Origin of the sequence: Marinilactibacillus sp. XAAS-LB27 (genome assembly GCF_036039175.1) — a bacterium.
GTDB lineage: Bacteria > Bacillota > Bacilli > Lactobacillales > Carnobacteriaceae_A > Marinilactibacillus.
This window is the reverse complement of sequence record NZ_JAYXKP010000001.1, coordinates 1-15,867: the sequence shown is the minus strand read 5'-3', so window position 1 is coordinate 15,867 and position 15,867 is coordinate 1. Positions and strand designations below refer to the sequence as shown.

Here is a 15,867-nt window from a genome sequence, read left to right as displayed (position 1 = left end):
GATAGTAAACGCTTTCAATATAGATGATAACTATCTTGATACACCTAACTCATTTAACTCAAAGGGGAGAGATGTCCAATGAAAACGATTATGTTAGTTTGTACAGCTGGTGTCAGCACAAGTATGTTAGTATCGAATATGCAGAAAGCCGCAGAAGAAAAAGGAGTAGAAGCTGATATTTTTGCAGTATCACCTAACGAAGCAGATGGTTACCTGTCCACTAAAGAGATCGATGTACTATTACTCGGACCTCAAGTTAAATTCTTAAAAGACCAATTACAAGAAAAAGTTGCAAGCAAAAATATTCCTGTAGAAATCATTGATATGCGTGACTTTGAACATATGGATGGAGAAGCTATACTGGATACAGCATTAGGGTTAGTGAAATAAGCGTTTTAATTAAAAAAATAAAAAAGGATTCAATCACCCGATATGGATGATTGAATCCTTTTAAATTTAAGTTTAATTATATTTTACCTATTTTCACACAATTACGCTCTTTTTCCCAACGTAAAAGCATTTCTTTTTCCATGAGGTTTCTAGGTCGTTTGCGCCTAGAATCAGTAGAAATTTTCGGATTAATTCTTTTCGCAAGTACAGATATTTTCAGTTTGCTGATACTACTTTTAACTGTTTTGTTACTCGTTTCAATCTTAATTTTCTTCATTTACTAGGCCTCCTTTTAGTGATCATATTAAAAATAAAATCTAACGTCAGTTTCTTTCTACCTACTTCAAAGAGGTTCAAATCATACAATAAATTCTAAGCAAAATTTTTTACCAATCTTTTATATTCTTCGTCAGATATTCTAATAACACCGCCATGCCTTTTTCGAGTTTCTCCCATATCATACTCACTAGGGTTCAGCACTATCATTTCAGGACGTTCTAAATCTGGGATAATAATAGGTAAATATCCAAGGCCTTTGCTGAACTGATCTGCAATCAAGCACCATTCCCCACTCGGTAACTGGTAACACTCAGGTCCTTCTAGTCCATATAATTGATCCAATACTGGTGTGTCTAATTTTTGAAAAGATTCTTTATCTAGCGATAAGCCACGCTCCATCATAATCGTTTTCGTTGTTTCATCTTTTGAGAAGCGATAGTAGATACCGTTATGTTCAATGATATTGGTATCAATAATATGATTTTCTCTTTCTATGTATTTCACTGTTGTTTCCACAGTTGTGAAATCTTTTGTATACGTAGCATAGATTTTTTGTTTAGGAGCTGGGTCAGCCGCTTCTTTTACCATTGAAGCAAAAAACAAAAGAAATGCTTCTCTCTCAGAATCATAAATGGCTTCTGGTGCCCAAACACATCCTACTGAGTCTGTTCCTACTTTAACCGCTCTTTCTTCGGACCAGTTCACTAAGTCTTCACTTTCCCAAACAATGATCTCTTTACTACCTTCATATTGAGCTTTTTTCCAGTCTTTTTTAGATTCCATTTTCAAATCCGTCGCAATCAAATAATACTTTTCCTGATTGTCATCTTTAATGATAAAAGGATCTCGCACCCCTTTTTCGCCAATATTTGACTCTAAAACAGCTTGGCCTCCATTTAAATCTTTCCAGTGTAAGCCGTCTTCACTCACACTAAAGAACACTTGCTCTTGATTGTTTTGTTCCCCGACAAAGTGAACAAATAAGTAACAGTCCATATTACTCCCCTTTTCTTTTTGAGATTTCAAATACATGATACCCCTTTCAAAAACACTTCTCAAGTAAATAAAAGAACACACAAGCATACTCTATAAGTATACTCATGCGTTCATAAGAAAAATGTATTACTAGAATAATCCGAAAAATTTCTTCTTTGCTACACTCGTAGGTGTTGCTGGGATAATGACATCTCCATTAATCAGATCTTTTGTTGTCTGGTGGAACTCGTGCCATTTGCGGCGACCATAATCTTTGATGATTAGGTCATGTGCTTCTTTCATATGGAAAGCTCTGTTACCTGTGTTATGCGCGTCAGAAGCAATAAAATGAACAAGATTGGCGTCAATCAATTGCTTACTCAGCTTCTTGATTTCTTTTCCAAATCCACCAGTATAACTAGCAGCTGTTAATTGTGCTAATGCTCCGTGTTCAACCAATTCTTTCAATTTATCTGGGTCTTCTAAAATCATACGGTTACGCTCTGGGTGAACGATGACTGGTGTTTTCCCATTTGACTGCAAATCATAAAACAAACGCTCTGTGTAGGTTGGAATAGAAGAAGTTGGAAATTCGATCAGCATATATTGCTGCAGTTCATCGGTGAATAATAGCTGATCCTTTTTGATATCTTCTAAAATATCCCCATAGATACGAATTTCTTGACCAGGAAACAACGTTAACGGAATCCCTTCACGGTCAATTTCTTCTTGTAATTCTTTCACCATCGTCAAAACTTTGCTTTTTTCATTCATCCAGTCGCGGTTCATATGATGTGGCGTTGCTAGTAAGTGAGTGATTCCCTCTTCAACAGCTAAACGGGCCATATCCAGAGATTCTTCTAAGTTTTTAGCTCCATCATCTACTCCTGGTAAAATGTGGCTGTGTAAATCAATCATCTGATCACTCCTTCTAAAGTTAGCTTACCATTAAGTAAACGATACTTATTTAAGTATAGCTTACTATACACTAGTCTCATTAAGAAAAGATTAATCCCTAGATTTAATCCAATTGCCTTTAAATTTGTTCGTCGTGAATCTCTTTCATAACGGCTTCAACTTCTTCTAACCGATCGACAGTTTTCAATTTGATATTGGTTTTCTCACAAAAATCTTCAATAATCCACTCAATACTGTTTTTTCTAACGAGAACTTCTTTTGGTTTCCCTTTAGAACAGATATCCATTAAACATTTCTGTACGATCTGCTTCATTTCACTTGCATTAGAAAAAGGTTTGACGTCCAAGACCATCCCATTACCTCTTTCAATCCCAAGAACTAACATCGGATAAAAAGGTCTTTCATGAGGATGTTCTTGAATCACTGATTTTGTGTAAGCAACATCAAGCACGACCGTATTTTTAGCTTTTGGCGCTCGTTTGATTTGGTGAACGGCGATATCATTTTTAAAGCGTTCTTTTTCTTTGGTTTCAGCGATTTGGTTCTGCTCCGGTAAAACGTGTTCTTCGGTAATCCACTGGTTCTCAACTAGACAACGGCCCATTATGTGGCCACCCATAACACCTGGTAGTGTCTGTCCCTCAGACTCTTTGAGTACGATTAACATCTGCTCAATGACTTGAGTTGACCACTCTACTTCTTCATCTGAAAGAATTGCCCAAGGTATAAATCCCGGGGTATGTTTCATAACCTCAGGCTTTAGTGAACCGTTTGATTGCAGTCGATCCATTTTCGCTAGTCGGTCTGCATTATCTTGATCTAAATCTTCTTCCTGATCCAAATATGAGATAATGATCCCATCTTGTTTTGTATGCGATAGATAATCTGGAAGATTGTTCTCTTGATCATAAATCGTATACAAGCTATTTAATCCGTCTCGACCGGTAAATAAGCCGATACCTTTAAAGCTACCATCATTTCCCATAATTGTGCAGTAAGTCCATTCTTTTGTTTCTGGATGCTGCACTGCAATCCATTCGTTATCGGAAAAGTTTTCCCATGGTTTCATTGCAGAAACTTGATCAATTTGATCATAAAGCTTACTCCAGTGTTCCTGTGAAGGATCGTTCAGTGCCGGAATCCATTGCTCATCGAACTTCTCACTGAAATCACTAAAAGTTTGATCATCAGAGCGTTCTACCCATGCATCAAACCAGTTTTCTATTGGCATTGAAACTTCACCATCTTTGATTCGTGGTACTTCACTTAGTTCTTCAGATAATAAAGACGTATCAATAGTATTCGAACCCAGCTCTTTGATACGCGCGTTGGTATCACTCGTAACGGCACTTAATGGTCCAAGCTTCGCACGACTAATGGATTTTGTTACTGTAGGGTTGTCGACACTTTCTAAATACGTTTGAATCTCTGAATCTCCGAAATGTTGTTTTTGCATCATCGTTTGTAGTTGTTTTTTAAACAGTTCAAAACTATCCGAAACGTCTTCTAAAGACAATGGTCCAATGATTACCGGCAATTGCGTAAGATCATTGACGAAGGTTACAATATAGTCTTCGTCTACTTCAATCATTGAAGCATGCCAGTCAAAAAGTTCGTCCAGATCTTTTGTATCTGTTTCAACAGGTTCAATAGAAAAGGCATCCTTGCCGCTTAATTTTGTACTCTTTTTGAGTGTTGCTAATAATTTGTTTGTTCCGTGAAATCTCATGTACTGCCATCCTTTTCCAATTAAATCGGTATGTTCGCATTCATATTAAACTGCGATTCAATTCTTTACATACCGAACGATTTATCGATTTTCTTTGATATCTTTCTATAGTACAGTTTACACTAGTCTAAAGCTCGTTACAAAGCTAATTCAATCTCTGTTATCAATATTTAATTGACTGAAATACTGATGTACGTAAAATAGAGAACCATCCTCAATTGGATGATTCTCCACTAAGTTAAAACATCTTATTCATTCGCTTCAAAAGACAGCTCCGGACTTACACTCACAATGACTTGCTGACCTTCTTCTAGTTCCACAGTCACTGATTCTGGACCCAGTTCACCTTGAGGATCTATTGGTTGATCTACTAAAGGTAACTCCCCAATCCCTTCGTATATCATAATCTTACCACTCTTAGATCCAGTGGTGGTTACTTCATAGCTACCGGGTTCAATATCTGTTCCAACGTCCCACGTCCCTGTCGTTAATACATCAGACCTTGTTCGTTCTTTGACTGGTGTGAAAGTTGTTAACTCCATTCCCATTAATTCCATCTCATCGCCTTCTGTCAAATCGACTGTTACACTTGGAACACCCATATCGGCATCTTCATCATTTAATGTTTCCATAATACTCGTATTTCTATTCTCGTTATTTTCAATCATTAGATTCCCTGGCTCTTGCCCAGTAATCACGTATCTCCCAGCAGGTATATCTTCTCCGACAACATGTTGACCATCTTCAAGATTTTTCACACCACTTAAGGTATCTGACATTGCACCTTGAGCACCTGACGACTCTTCAGATTCTTCTTCTGCATCCACTACCGATTCTGTTGACTCAGCATTAGTTGCATCTTCTTCAACAGCTCCATCGTCTATACTACAAGCCGCCAACATCAATCCACTTGCTAATACGAGCCCCATGAGCTTTGTTTTGTATGTATTGCTACTCTTTTTAACTTTGATACCTATCCCTCCCAAATGAAATTAGTAAGCTTATTTTAACATTTTGAACTCTCAATGCAAAAATTTCGATTTAAATGCTATAAGAATAATCAAATGCTTTTTAAAGAGAATAAATTTAGTTGTTTAAGAGACCGTTCCTCTTATTTCATTTACACTATAAACCTGAGTAGTTAGAGTTTAAAAAAATAATCCTTTAATTATGTAGAAAATAATAGAATGTGCTCTTTTAATGTTATAATTTTTTTATAAATAGAAAAAATCAACTATTTGGTTGTACAGTTTAATTCATCTAATCTTTAAAGAAAATTCTATTACTCTTTCATTAAAGTATCATGATATAAGCTTTTAATGTTTGTGCAGGTTTAATTAGTGAATCATTAGTTTTTCAATTTTTTAAATAAGATAACAATTATATTGTTTACTATTGAGCAATGAAATTGTAGTATATAAACGTTGAAAAAATGGATCATTAGTTTGGAGGAATGAATCATGCATTTACAATTTAGTGATGAAGAAAAGCGCGACATCGAATCTCTTGTTAAGCAGCTCAATGTAACCAAAGAAACTTACGTTATGAGTCTTCATAAGAAAAACGAGATGACCAAAGAAGCTTTGAAAGATTATGAACAGTTTAGAATTTTCGTTGATGATTACCACCGAATGTTGGACAATCTATATGACTATAATAGTGCCTTAAAAGACATAATTGAAAGTAATAACGATACCAAAGTCGTTGATGCTATTCTCTACTTTTTAGATACGACTATCAAAGATCCGATGGTTTTAACGCAACTTTACGGGATTTATAAGAAGCAGAATGGTTAGATGGATTGACAATTAGAACTAATTTTAAATCGCTTGTATTTTTTATCCCGTTATTAAGTAAAACAGTAATAATTTAAAATTGGTCTTAAAAGATAATCCTTTATCTCAATATTTTTATACACGTAGTTTCTTTACCAAAACAAATAACTGTATTTTGATATGCTAAATTCTAAAAAAGTGTTGGAAAGAATGTACAATCCATTCTTCCCAACACTTTTTTAGATGATTAATATATTTTAGTAAACGACAATAAAATTTATAGTCAAGCACTCTTTCAATTTAACTTTTTTGAATGTTTGCTATCCAGCCTCGCCTTTAAACTGATATTATAAAATCTACTTAAAGAAAGAAGTAGTCCTATAAATAAGCCTTTAGCCATCGAAATAGCTTACCCTTCGAGCTGTATTTGATACTTATATCTATCAGCACGATAATAAATTTCAGCTAATTCAATCCCCTTTTTTTCGTCAAAAGCTATTCTTTCTATATACAATAAGGGCGAAGCAGGTTCAAGACTTAAGTGTGCTTCAAGAAATGGCGTAACTAACATCGCTTCAATCGTTTCATTGGCAGTAGTCAGCTTAATGTCATTTTCTTTAAAGATTTTATAGAGTGAAGCATCAGAAGCAGATAAATCTTCTTGGTCTATCTTTACTTCACTAGTGGGAATATAAGATCTTTGAAAGCCTACCTTTTCTCCATTTGTATACCTTAAACGTTCGATTTTATAAACGCTAGTACCTTTGTTCAAAAATAATTTCGACTGAACATTCGTCGGCGCATCAATGATTTCAAATGATACCAACTTTGATAGCGTACTTCTATTTAAATTATCCTCACTGAAACTAGAGATTTTTTTTAATTGAAGCGCGTGCTTGTTGTTTATCACGACTGTTCCAATTCCTGAACTCTTTTTTACGTATCCATTATTTTGAAGAATTTCCATTGCTCTTCTAATGGTTACTCGACTTACGCTATATAAATCTTGAAATTCTTTTTCGGAGGGAAGAATATCTCCTTCTTTATATTCCTTATTTGTTATTTGTTGCAATATTTCTTTATATACTTGTTTGTACAAAGGTTCTTGAGTATCTGAAAAATCGCGCATACAAATCCTCTTTCTATGATTAATCTTTTTGAATAGATATTTCTTTTGCCAATCTAGTTATTTCGAACTGATTAGCTTCTTCTATAAATTTAATCATATCATAAAAATCAGAATTTTTCTCCGCCATGGAACCAACTATCGATCCGACAATAGTTGCGATAGTATCCGTATCATATCCTATATTAACTGCATCCAATACTGCCTGTTTAGGATTATTCATATTCAATTTGATGATCCCAAAGGCACAAGGAACGGCTTCGGCAACATGGAGTCCTGTACCAATCAATTGGTAGAATTTGAGTAGTTTTTCTTCTTTTGTTCCTTTTCCATCAGCAATATCAAATGCTAGCTTAATTCTTTCGACTACACTAGGACCTGCAACTGTTCTAGAAAGTTCTTTCCCTAAACGTTCGCCTTCTAGTGCTCCATACACTCCAGCATCTAAAATTGCACTAAAGTCAACATTCTCTTTAAGTGACTCGCTAACCGCTGCAGCAACAGCCGATGCTCCTGATATCGCTAAATGGTTGTCGTGTGTCACACGAGTAATAACAATTGCATCACGGATAGCTTTATCCTTGTCCCCAGGGTTTAATAAACCTGCGGGTGCTATTTTCATTGCTGCGCCATTTGTGGCTTTTGAAGCATAATCAACTGTCACCGCACCTTCTAGTGGTTTCATCTCTTTTGATTCACCTTTATACATCGCAATTGCGCTTCTTGTTGTCGGACCAGCAAAACGATTAAAGTAGACTGGCATATCCGACCACTTTATAATTGCCTGCTTGATATTGTCGGTTGAAATACTTTTTTTATCTGAGGCTAGTACTTCTTTTAAAATGAGATAAATTTGCGAAAAATCATCCGTTACTTGCCCTGGTTCGTTTCCTAAAGCGAAGGCTGTATCACTTGGCTTTTCAAAAGTCGTTACTCCACCATCATATCTCTTTCTTATTTGCTCAAATGTTAAATTTTCTGTTACTGCTGCCATGGCATCTCCCATGGCAGCATAGGCCAAACTTCCTAAAATACGTTTTTCCATCCTAATCTTCTCCTTCTAATTGTTCTTCTATTGGATCTTTAAAACCAATTAATAATGTAATGATTAGTGCTGTTACAAAGGAAATAATTAACCCAGTGACATAAGCCCATAACGTTGGCCCAGCAAAAGCAGGAATAGTTGTGATTCCACCGAATACGAAAGCGTAACCAACAACATTAAACAGTCCAATAAAAGCTCCTCCTATTGCTGCACCAGCACACCCTGCAATTAACGGTGTCTTCAATTTAACTCCGAGTCCATATATTGCGGGTTCAACAATACCAGATAGGAAGACAGTAGTTATAGATGTTATTGAAAAGTTTCTTAGACTCTTGTTTTTACTTCTAATAAATACTGCTAAAGCAGCACCTGCCATACCGAAATTGGCGTTCGCAGCATATGCAATGATACTAGATTCCCCAGTCAAAGCTATATTTGGTATAACAACAGTTGTGTTCGGTGCCCAATGAACGCCTAATAGAATTAAAATATTCCATATGCCACCTATAATAGCACCAGAAATAACACTATTCAGTGAAAGAATATAATTTACACCATTTGCTGCCCATATACTGATGTAGTTTCCTACTGGACCGATAACAACTGCAACTAAAGGAACCAGTAGCAATAATAACACCGTAGGAATAATGACCATGTGTAAGCTAGAAGGCAATTTAGCTTTCATGAAATGTTCCATTTTAGATTGAATCCAGATTGTTGCAATCGCAGGAATAACTTGGCCTGTATAATCAAATAGCGGTGCTTGCAACCCTAAAAAGGTTATAGAGCTCGTTCCAGACTCACCTACTAATGACAAGAAGTCAGGCATGATCAAAGCACCCATTATAGCAACAGCCAAATAAGGACTCGTTTTAAACTTTTTAGCAGTAGTAATGGCTACTAATATAGGAAGAAAATAAAAAACTGCTGTTCCTGCTAGAGTTAGGATTAAGTTAGTAGAACTATCTGGGTCTAATATACCAATTTGGGTAGCAAGAATTGTAAACCCTCTAAGCAATCCTGAACCAGCAAATAAAGGTAATAATGGAGAAAAAATACTAACTACAACTTCAATAAATCGATTGAAATAGTTTCGAAGTTTACTCGTATTATTTTTATCCTCTTTAACATCTTCTCGGTGAACTTTATCTACTGCTTTCTCTCTGTTCAAGTCTGTATTGTTTAAAATATCCTCGTAAATTTCCCCTACATTGGTACCAATAATAATTTGAACACTTGAATCTGTACTTACTACACCCATAACACCAGATAAATCATCTAGCTTTTTTGAATCAACTAGGCTATGGTCTTTTAATTCCGGTCTTAGTCTTGTTGCACAGTGCGTTATAGATACTATATTTTCTTCTCCGCCAAGCAATTTAACAATCTTTAATCCTAAAGATTCCAAAATGCACTCCTCCTTGATCTGTTAATGTCACCGTCGCGAACAATGACTATAACGTAGTAACGTTATAACGTTACTACGTTACTACGTTATATTAATAATAAAGCGTTACCATAAATAAGTCAAGAATATTTTAAATTCTTATATGTAAAGGTTTGTAAACAATTCCAAAGAAAATATGTATTCAAAATTAAAAATAGAGACCCAACGTAGATAGATCAATCTACATCAGGACTCCCATCTTAACTAAACCAGACTGCTTAAGGCTTGTTTTCAACATTTATTCAATTGACCATTTCTTCTAATGACATTTCGTCTTCTGATATAGTCTTAATTACAGATTTTTGATTGATAACTTCCATCTCAAATACACGTTAATCGTCAATTCCCAACTGGTCAGAAATCTGATTAGGTTCAGGTATAAACAATTTGTTCTACTTTTGTTTTAGCCTAACTCTTGCAGAATCATTTTTCATTAAATACTACTCCTTCAATAGGTTATCAATTATACTTCCCAGTTGTTGCCCTTAAACTTATATCAGTCTCTGAAAATTTTCAAGAATAGAATGTGTAAATACCGCCTCGTTATCTTTAGATTCAAAATAATTTAGCTGTCTCACTTTGATTCAGATTCGTTTTGCTCTAGCATTAACTGTTTCTTTTCCGCAACTTTAAAAAATGGAAGATATATATAATAAGATGCTATAACAGAAAGAGCTGAGAATATGGCTGCAGGTATATTTCCGTTTGTAGCTAGATATGCTCCTATAATAGGGGGGGTAGTCCAAGGTACGAGAAAAACTATGTTTCCTATTATCCCTAAATTGGTGAGAATATATGCAGCAGATCCCAATATAATAGGTGTTACGATAAATGGGATCATTATAATAGGATTGAGTACTATTGGGAAACCAAAAATGACCGGTTCATTTATAGCGAACAGCGCAGAAGGTAAAGACAATTTACCTAAAGATTTGTAACCCTTAGTTTTTGATCTTAACATATTTAAAACTAAACCTATCGTTGATCCTGTACCACCTAAGCACATGAATACAATCCAGAATCCATCCACCACGACATGTGGCAATGGTGTACCCGCCTGAAATGCGACAGTATTGGCTGCCAAATTACTCAAGAAAATAGGAGTAGCAATTCCAGCGAGTGCATGATCCCCGTGAATCCCTGCTGTCCAGAGTAAACAAACCAACAAAGAATAAATTACTAGACCAGGGAGACTGTCCAATCCAAATACTAATGGTTGGAAAATAATCTGGATAATTTCGTTCAAATCAATTCCAATAATCACTCTTACAATCCATATAGCTACTATGACAACGAATGCTGGAATTAGACTTACAAAAGATTGTGCGACTGCTGGCGGAACCCCCTCAGGCATTCTAATAGTAATACGGTGCCTAATGAAGAATCTATAGATTTCCACGGTAAACAAAGCCACCATAATTGCTGTAAACATTCCAACAGCACCCATAGCTTCAATATCCAAAGTGTTTTCAACAGATAATGTCGCTAATAAAAAGGCCACTAAAGTGATAATAGCATTGGAAATTGGCTCTACATTTAATTCTTTACCCAAGAAATAACCAATACCAATAGCAGATATTAAGCCTAGCATTCCAAAGGTTTCATTTACTGGTGCATTGATAATCTCAGAGTACGGCGAAATGAAGTTCATCCAAGCTTGAATAGGCAAATTGCCTATAATTAAGAAAAAACTACCTATAATTGTAAAAGGTATCGTTATGGATAGTCCATTTCTAATGGCAATTAAACGCTTATTCTGACCAACTTTAAATAATATCGGAACAATTTTATTCTCAAATAAATCTAACATGTTATTCATCTCCTCACTATTATCAAAATATTTTAACCAACATCATTTACAATTACTGTACAATTCTTGTGGAGTCTTAAAGTTGTTACAGGCCAATTTAGCGTAACCTTGTCTTCCATCAATTTTTGAATTGCAGCTTTTTTTGTTTTTCCATTTGCCTCTAAAATAAGATATTTTGAATTTAATAGTTGCTTAAGTCCTACTGTGAGTCCCTGACTAACATTCGCTTCTTTAGAAAAGTATTTTACAGCAACCTCTTTAGTTATGTCGCTCAGCTCTACGATATGTACCAAACTCTCAAGATTAGAACCAGGTTCGTTGAATCCTAAGTGACCATTTACTCCCACTCCTAGTAAAGAAAGTGTTATCCCACCATGTGAGTGAATGAATGCATCAGCCAGTTTACATTCTTCATCAAGATTACTATCCTTTGCATTAAAAAAATGAATATGGTCTTCGGGAATGTTAGCAGGTTCAAACAAGTTTCTTTTCATATAATCTATACAACTACCCTCATCAGACTCATCAAGACCAACCCATTCGTCTAGTCCAATGTAATAAGCTTTTTTTAAGTCAATTCTTTTTTCATTATGCGCTGAAACGAGTAACTCTAAAGTACCAACGGGCGTATCCCCTCCTGCAAAACAATAGAGAGCATTAGGATATAATTTCATTGTAGAGATAATCTTTTCACTAGCTATACTACTCATTTCTTTATAATTTGGAACGATTATATACTCAAATGGATTCATATACATTCTCCTTTAAAATCTAATTTTTAAATTGTGGTAAATACTCTTTGTGCGCCTCAATAAGTTCATCCAACATTTTTTTTGCATCACTATCGCTAGAAACTAAAGGGTTAATGACCATTGCAAGCAGCGCCGTTTCATAATCCCCAGTCACTGCTGCCTCTATAGCTGTTTTTTCAAAAGATTTGATTTGCTGTACTAGACCCTTTATTGGAACAGGTAGAGCGCCAGTAGTTAAAGGAATTGGACCATGCTTTGTTATAACACAATTCACTTCTACAACTGAATCCACATCAATATCTAGGACTGAACCATTGTTCTTTGTATTAACCGTCTGAATATCTCTCTTATCGTTATAAAAAGAACTAATTAAATTACAAGCTGCTTCACTGTAGTAAGCTCCACCTCTTTTTTCTAATGCTTTAGGTTTTTCATTAAGTTCGGTATCACGGTACAAATCAAATAGTTCTGCTTCCACATCTTTTACTACTTTCGCTCTAACACCTTCTTGCTTATAAGCAGATTGTTGTTTTTCTAGCATCTTAGAAGTCTGATAATAATATCTTAGATAACCAATCGGAATCATACCAAGTTTTTTAATAAACCCAGGTTCCCATGCAATTTCTTCTATATTTTTTAGCCCTACTAAAGACTCTTGTTCAACAAATTTTTCCATTACTTCTTTAGTTTTATTTAGACCGCGTAGATAAACATTTTTAGCAAATACCATATGGTTTAATCCCGCAAATTCAACATAAATCTCTTCTCGAGGTTTCTCTAATAAATCAGCTATCCCTCTTTCAATGCCTATTGGTCCATTACACAAGCCCACTACCTGTCGTATATTGCTATATCTAAATACAGCTTCTGTAACCATTCCTGCTGGATTAGTAAAGTTGATCAGCCATGCGTTAGGACAAAGTCTTTCCATCTCAGAACAGATTTCTAAAATCACCGGAATAGTTCTTAACCCTTTTAATAATCCTCCAGGACCGTTTGTTTCTTGTCCAATTGTATGGTATTTCAAAGGAATACTCTCATCTTTTTCTCTTGCTTCTAATTGACCCACTCTAAACTGAGTCGTCACAAAGTCAGCATCTTTCAAAGCTTCTTCTCTATTAAAAGACAAATGAATATTAATCGGGACACCTGCTTTATTAATCATCCTTTTTGAAAGCTCTCCGATAATTTCTAGCTTTTCACGTCCTTCTTCAATATCTACGAGCCAGATTTCTTCAACGGGTAGTTCTTGATAACGATTAATGAATCCTTCAATCAATTCTGGTGTATAACTAGAACCTCCACCAATTGTAACGATTTTTAGCCCTCTCATTATGCTTCCTCCTAAAATTAAATCGTTTTCATTTACTACCTGTATTATAGTATAGAAATTAGTTTACGAACTGGATTGGAGCTATTTAGGAGCTTGAATCTAATCTTGGAAGCAGTTACAATTGAGGAACAAGTTGTTCCATCATATTCAAGCTAAATAGAGAGGAATGTACTCAATGTTATTTTTAAATTACACGCCCGAATTAACTTCTCTTGATAGAGAAATATACAGATTCGTATCTGCTCATCTTGAGCAAGTAGTTTATATGCGTATCAGAGAACTGGCTGATAGTACACACACTAGCCCTACAAGCGTGTTACGCTTTTGTAGAAAGTTCGAATGTGAAGGATATTCAGAGTTTCGAATTAAACTGAATATGTACTTAAAAACAAAAAAAGAGAATCCTATCAATGATATAGATGAAATGGCTATGATTGATTTTATCAATAGGACCACGCAACCTCATTATAGAGACAAAATTATCGAAGCAGTTGAACTTCTTAAAGACAAAGAATTAATCTTATTTTTAGGATCAGGATCTTCAAATCTTATTGCCTCATACGGATCACTATACTTTTCTTCTATTTTCAAAATAGCATTAAGAATAGAAGACCCTGTAAATTTACCGCTTGATTATCTTTCAAAGGGATTATCTGAAAAAATTTGTATTGTGGTTTTGTCTGTCTCTGGAGAAACGACTGAAATCATAAACTGTCTAAATCACTTGAATTTTACTAGTAGCTCTATTATCTCTATTACCAATAGTTCAAAGTCCACAATAGCTCAACTCTCTGATATCAATATTCCATATTATATTTCTAAGGAATATAATCATCATGCTGACATTACTTCTCAGCTACCCGCGTTGTATACAATAGAGTTATTAGCTAAAGAAGTTAAAAAATCTCAAATTATTGATGAGTAGTTACTTTCTGTAGTATTCAATAGCTAATAAAATACCCTCGAATTAAAAGAACAATTCGAGGGTATCATCTTACACATATTATTTTTGAAAACAGAATACGATTTAGCAAGTAAACTTATTCAAACACACTATCTTAATATAATTGTTAAAGGTTATCGACGAGCGTCAATACCGCTATAATACCGACTCCATAGTGAGGATATGCTGGTCCAGTGATTGTATAAACACCTTTGGCATTTCTTGTTCCTAATCTAGTTTTACCATTGACCACTGGTTGTGCAGCAATTGTAAAACCTTTAAACAATTTATCTTCCATGTTGGCTTTATGGCTGGCTGAATTCATCCACTGATTAAAGAAGTATTCCGCTAAGAACTTTTCACTTACAATCTCGTAAGGGTTATTTGCATTGTATTTGAAAGCAATATTTTCTCCTACACCTTTATTTATCAGATTTTGGCTAAATACTGTGTAGGTAGGTTTGCCGTTTGGTAATGTATGACTTTTATAGGCATGAACTCCAAGATAACCATAATCTGCCAAAGTTTTCGTGATTTTCTTTGTTCCACTAACGAAATTGCTCGCTGGTTTAAGTGTACTTAATTTTAATTTTGTTCTACGTGCATTGATTAATGATGCAAACTCTTTATTTAATTTATTGTAATCAATTCCAATTGCTAATTGTTGTAATTCTTTTTGAGATAGATTAGTATACTGTTCTTTTTCTGTTTTCGATATATTCTTCGCTAGTTTATATGCTTCTGCATCTGTTTTACTTAGTACCTTCTCTACCCGGTTATTCGTTTGTGGCTTCTCAGTTTTTTTTACACTAGCCATTTCGAATGATTTATTTTGAGTAATTTTAAGAGCTTCTGCATTCACCGTATCACTTTGATTCAGACTAATCACCACTGCAGTTGTTAAGGCGATTAAAGTCGAGTACTTTATTATTGTTTTAAACATTTTTTCCCTCCATATTTTGACTTTGTTATAATCGGCTTTTGTAGCAAGTTATTAATACAAATATAGATATTTAAAGTAATACAAATAGTATGTAATGAGAAATATGTGTATGGCAGAATAAATATTTAGAATATTGCAGGAAAAACCCATAACTCGGGCAAAAAAAAATAGCCCATTACTTCAACCCATACCATCCACTTAAAATGGAGTTTGACTAAGAACTTCAGAGAGGCATGGGAAAGGATGCTCACAATGGACCAAATATATCCTATCAAAAAAAGGAGAAATGAAGAAGGTTATTCTTTGAATAAAAATGTCACGGAGACCGGATATGTTTGGCGTACAGTTAGAAAATACGGGTTCTATAATAAATAACGTTGGTGAGAATTCACCAACGTTATT

16 protein-coding genes are annotated in these 15,867 nt (G+C 34.9%); 4 read left to right on the top strand and 12 right to left on the bottom strand.

From position 1 onward, the window contains the following. The first annotated feature begins 78 nt into the window (after window positions 1–78). The gene (locus VXN63_RS00080) at window positions 79–390 is read left to right on the top strand and encodes a PTS sugar transporter subunit IIB (protein ID WP_327755937.1); all 312 of its coding nucleotides are present in this window, start codon (window positions 79–81) and stop codon (window positions 388–390) included. Window positions 391–466: 76 nt separating this feature from the next. Here VXN63_RS00080 and VXN63_RS00075 read toward each other — a convergent pair whose 3' ends face one another. From VXN63_RS00075 to VXN63_RS00055, 5 genes are all read right to left on the bottom strand, one after another. Then, window positions 467–667, bottom strand: coding sequence for a hypothetical protein (locus tag VXN63_RS00075; RefSeq protein WP_327755936.1), 201 nt, complete (start codon window positions 665–667; stop codon window positions 467–469). Window positions 668–762: 95 nt separating this feature from the next. Further along, window positions 763–1,695, bottom strand: a complete 933-nt coding sequence (locus VXN63_RS00070) for a glycoside hydrolase family 43 protein (RefSeq protein ID WP_327755935.1) — start codon at window positions 1,693–1,695, stop codon at window positions 763–765. Between the two features lie 99 nt (window positions 1,696–1,794). After that, a complete protein-coding gene (locus VXN63_RS00065; RefSeq protein ID WP_327755934.1) occupies window positions 1,795–2,562 on the bottom strand; it encodes a tyrosine-protein phosphatase in 768 nt (255 codons plus the stop codon). A gap of 118 nt (window positions 2,563–2,680) precedes the next feature. Further along, window positions 2,681–4,291, bottom strand: coding sequence for a DUF7309 domain-containing protein (locus tag VXN63_RS00060; RefSeq protein ID WP_327755933.1), 1,611 nt, complete (start codon window positions 4,289–4,291; stop codon window positions 2,681–2,683). Window positions 4,292–4,539: 248 nt separating this feature from the next. Next, complete coding sequence (locus VXN63_RS00055) at window positions 4,540–5,220, bottom strand: hypothetical protein (RefSeq protein ID WP_327755932.1); 681 nt, start codon at window positions 5,218–5,220, stop codon at window positions 4,540–4,542. A 531-nt stretch (window positions 5,221–5,751) separates the two neighbouring features. On the opposite strand from VXN63_RS00055, the gene VXN63_RS00050 reads away from it, so the two are divergent. Then, window positions 5,752–6,087: a hypothetical protein gene (locus tag VXN63_RS00050; protein ID WP_327755931.1), complete on the top strand. Its 336-nt coding sequence runs from the start codon at window positions 5,752–5,754 to the stop codon at window positions 6,085–6,087. A 388-nt stretch (window positions 6,088–6,475) separates the two neighbouring features. Here VXN63_RS00050 and VXN63_RS00045 read toward each other — a convergent pair whose 3' ends face one another. From VXN63_RS00045 to VXN63_RS00020, 6 genes are all read right to left on the bottom strand, one after another. After that, window positions 6,476–7,195: a GntR family transcriptional regulator gene (locus VXN63_RS00045; protein ID WP_327755930.1), complete on the bottom strand. Its 720-nt coding sequence runs from the start codon at window positions 7,193–7,195 to the stop codon at window positions 6,476–6,478. Window positions 7,196–7,214: 19 nt separating this feature from the next. Beyond that, a complete protein-coding gene (locus VXN63_RS00040) occupies window positions 7,215–8,237 on the bottom strand; it encodes an ADP-ribosylglycohydrolase family protein (protein ID WP_327755929.1) in 1,023 nt (340 codons plus the stop codon). 1 nt (window position 8,238) lies between these two features. Further along, window positions 8,239–9,645, bottom strand: coding sequence for a PTS transporter subunit EIIC (locus tag VXN63_RS00035; protein WP_327755928.1), 1,407 nt, complete (start codon window positions 9,643–9,645; stop codon window positions 8,239–8,241). 613 nt (window positions 9,646–10,258) lie between these two features. After that, entirely contained in the window at window positions 10,259–11,503 is a 1,245-nt protein-coding gene (locus VXN63_RS00030; RefSeq protein WP_327755927.1) for a PTS sugar transporter subunit IIC, read from the bottom strand. A 23-nt stretch (window positions 11,504–11,526) separates the two neighbouring features. Then, a complete protein-coding gene (locus VXN63_RS00025) occupies window positions 11,527–12,246 on the bottom strand; it encodes a glucosamine-6-phosphate deaminase (protein ID WP_327755926.1) in 720 nt (239 codons plus the stop codon). 19 nt (window positions 12,247–12,265) lie between these two features. Next, entirely contained in the window at window positions 12,266–13,582 is a 1,317-nt protein-coding gene (locus VXN63_RS00020) for a 6-phospho-beta-glucosidase (protein WP_327756608.1), read from the bottom strand. A gap of 172 nt (window positions 13,583–13,754) precedes the next feature. Here VXN63_RS00020 and VXN63_RS00015 point away from each other — a divergent pair, with 172 nt between their 5' ends. Further along, the gene (locus tag VXN63_RS00015) at window positions 13,755–14,504 is read left to right on the top strand and encodes a MurR/RpiR family transcriptional regulator (RefSeq protein WP_327755925.1); all 750 of its coding nucleotides are present in this window, start codon (window positions 13,755–13,757) and stop codon (window positions 14,502–14,504) included. 145 nt (window positions 14,505–14,649) lie between these two features. Here VXN63_RS00015 and VXN63_RS00010 read toward each other — a convergent pair whose 3' ends face one another. After that, the gene (locus tag VXN63_RS00010) at window positions 14,650–15,465 is read right to left on the bottom strand and encodes a CAP domain-containing protein (RefSeq protein WP_327755924.1); all 816 of its coding nucleotides are present in this window, start codon (window positions 15,463–15,465) and stop codon (window positions 14,650–14,652) included. 252 nt (window positions 15,466–15,717) lie between these two features. On the opposite strand from VXN63_RS00010, the gene VXN63_RS00005 reads away from it, so the two are divergent. Beyond that, window positions 15,718–15,840, top strand: coding sequence for a hypothetical protein (locus VXN63_RS00005; protein ID WP_327755923.1), 123 nt, complete (start codon window positions 15,718–15,720; stop codon window positions 15,838–15,840). The last annotated feature ends 27 nt before the right edge of the window (window positions 15,841–15,867 follow it).

What these genes read in the sequence shown, in the direction of transcription:
- VXN63_RS00080 (WP_327755937.1), top strand. Translation starts at nt 79, where the DNA reads ATGAAAACGATTATGTTAGTTTGTACAGCTGGTGTCAGCACAAGTATG.
- VXN63_RS00075 (WP_327755936.1), bottom strand. Translation starts at nt 667, where the DNA reads ATGAAGAAAATTAAGATTGAAACGAGTAACAAAACAGTTAAAAGTAGT.
- VXN63_RS00065 (WP_327755934.1), bottom strand. Translation starts at nt 2,562, where the DNA reads ATGATTGATTTACACAGCCACATTTTACCAGGAGTAGATGATGGAGCT.
- VXN63_RS00060 (WP_327755933.1), bottom strand. Translation starts at nt 4,291, where the DNA reads ATGAGATTTCACGGAACAAACAAATTATTAGCAACACTCAAAAAGAGT.
- VXN63_RS00055 (WP_327755932.1), bottom strand. Translation starts at nt 5,220, where the DNA reads ATGGGGCTCGTATTAGCAAGTGGATTGATGTTGGCGGCTTGTAGTATA.
- VXN63_RS00050 (WP_327755931.1), top strand. Translation starts at nt 5,752, where the DNA reads ATGCATTTACAATTTAGTGATGAAGAAAAGCGCGACATCGAATCTCTT.
- VXN63_RS00045 (WP_327755930.1), bottom strand. Translation starts at nt 7,195, where the DNA reads ATGCGCGATTTTTCAGATACTCAAGAACCTTTGTACAAACAAGTATAT.
- VXN63_RS00040 (WP_327755929.1), bottom strand. Translation starts at nt 8,237, where the DNA reads ATGGAAAAACGTATTTTAGGAAGTTTGGCCTATGCTGCCATGGGAGAT.
- VXN63_RS00030 (WP_327755927.1), bottom strand. Translation starts at nt 11,503, where the DNA reads ATGAATAACATGTTAGATTTATTTGAGAATAAAATTGTTCCGATATTA.
- VXN63_RS00025 (WP_327755926.1), bottom strand. Translation starts at nt 12,246, where the DNA reads ATGAATCCATTTGAGTATATAATCGTTCCAAATTATAAAGAAATGAGT.
- VXN63_RS00015 (WP_327755925.1), top strand. Translation starts at nt 13,755, where the DNA reads ATGTTATTTTTAAATTACACGCCCGAATTAACTTCTCTTGATAGAGAA.
- VXN63_RS00010 (WP_327755924.1), bottom strand. Translation starts at nt 15,465, where the DNA reads ATGTTTAAAACAATAATAAAGTACTCGACTTTAATCGCCTTAACAACT.
- VXN63_RS00005 (WP_327755923.1), top strand. Translation starts at nt 15,718, where the DNA reads ATGGACCAAATATATCCTATCAAAAAAAGGAGAAATGAAGAAGGTTAT.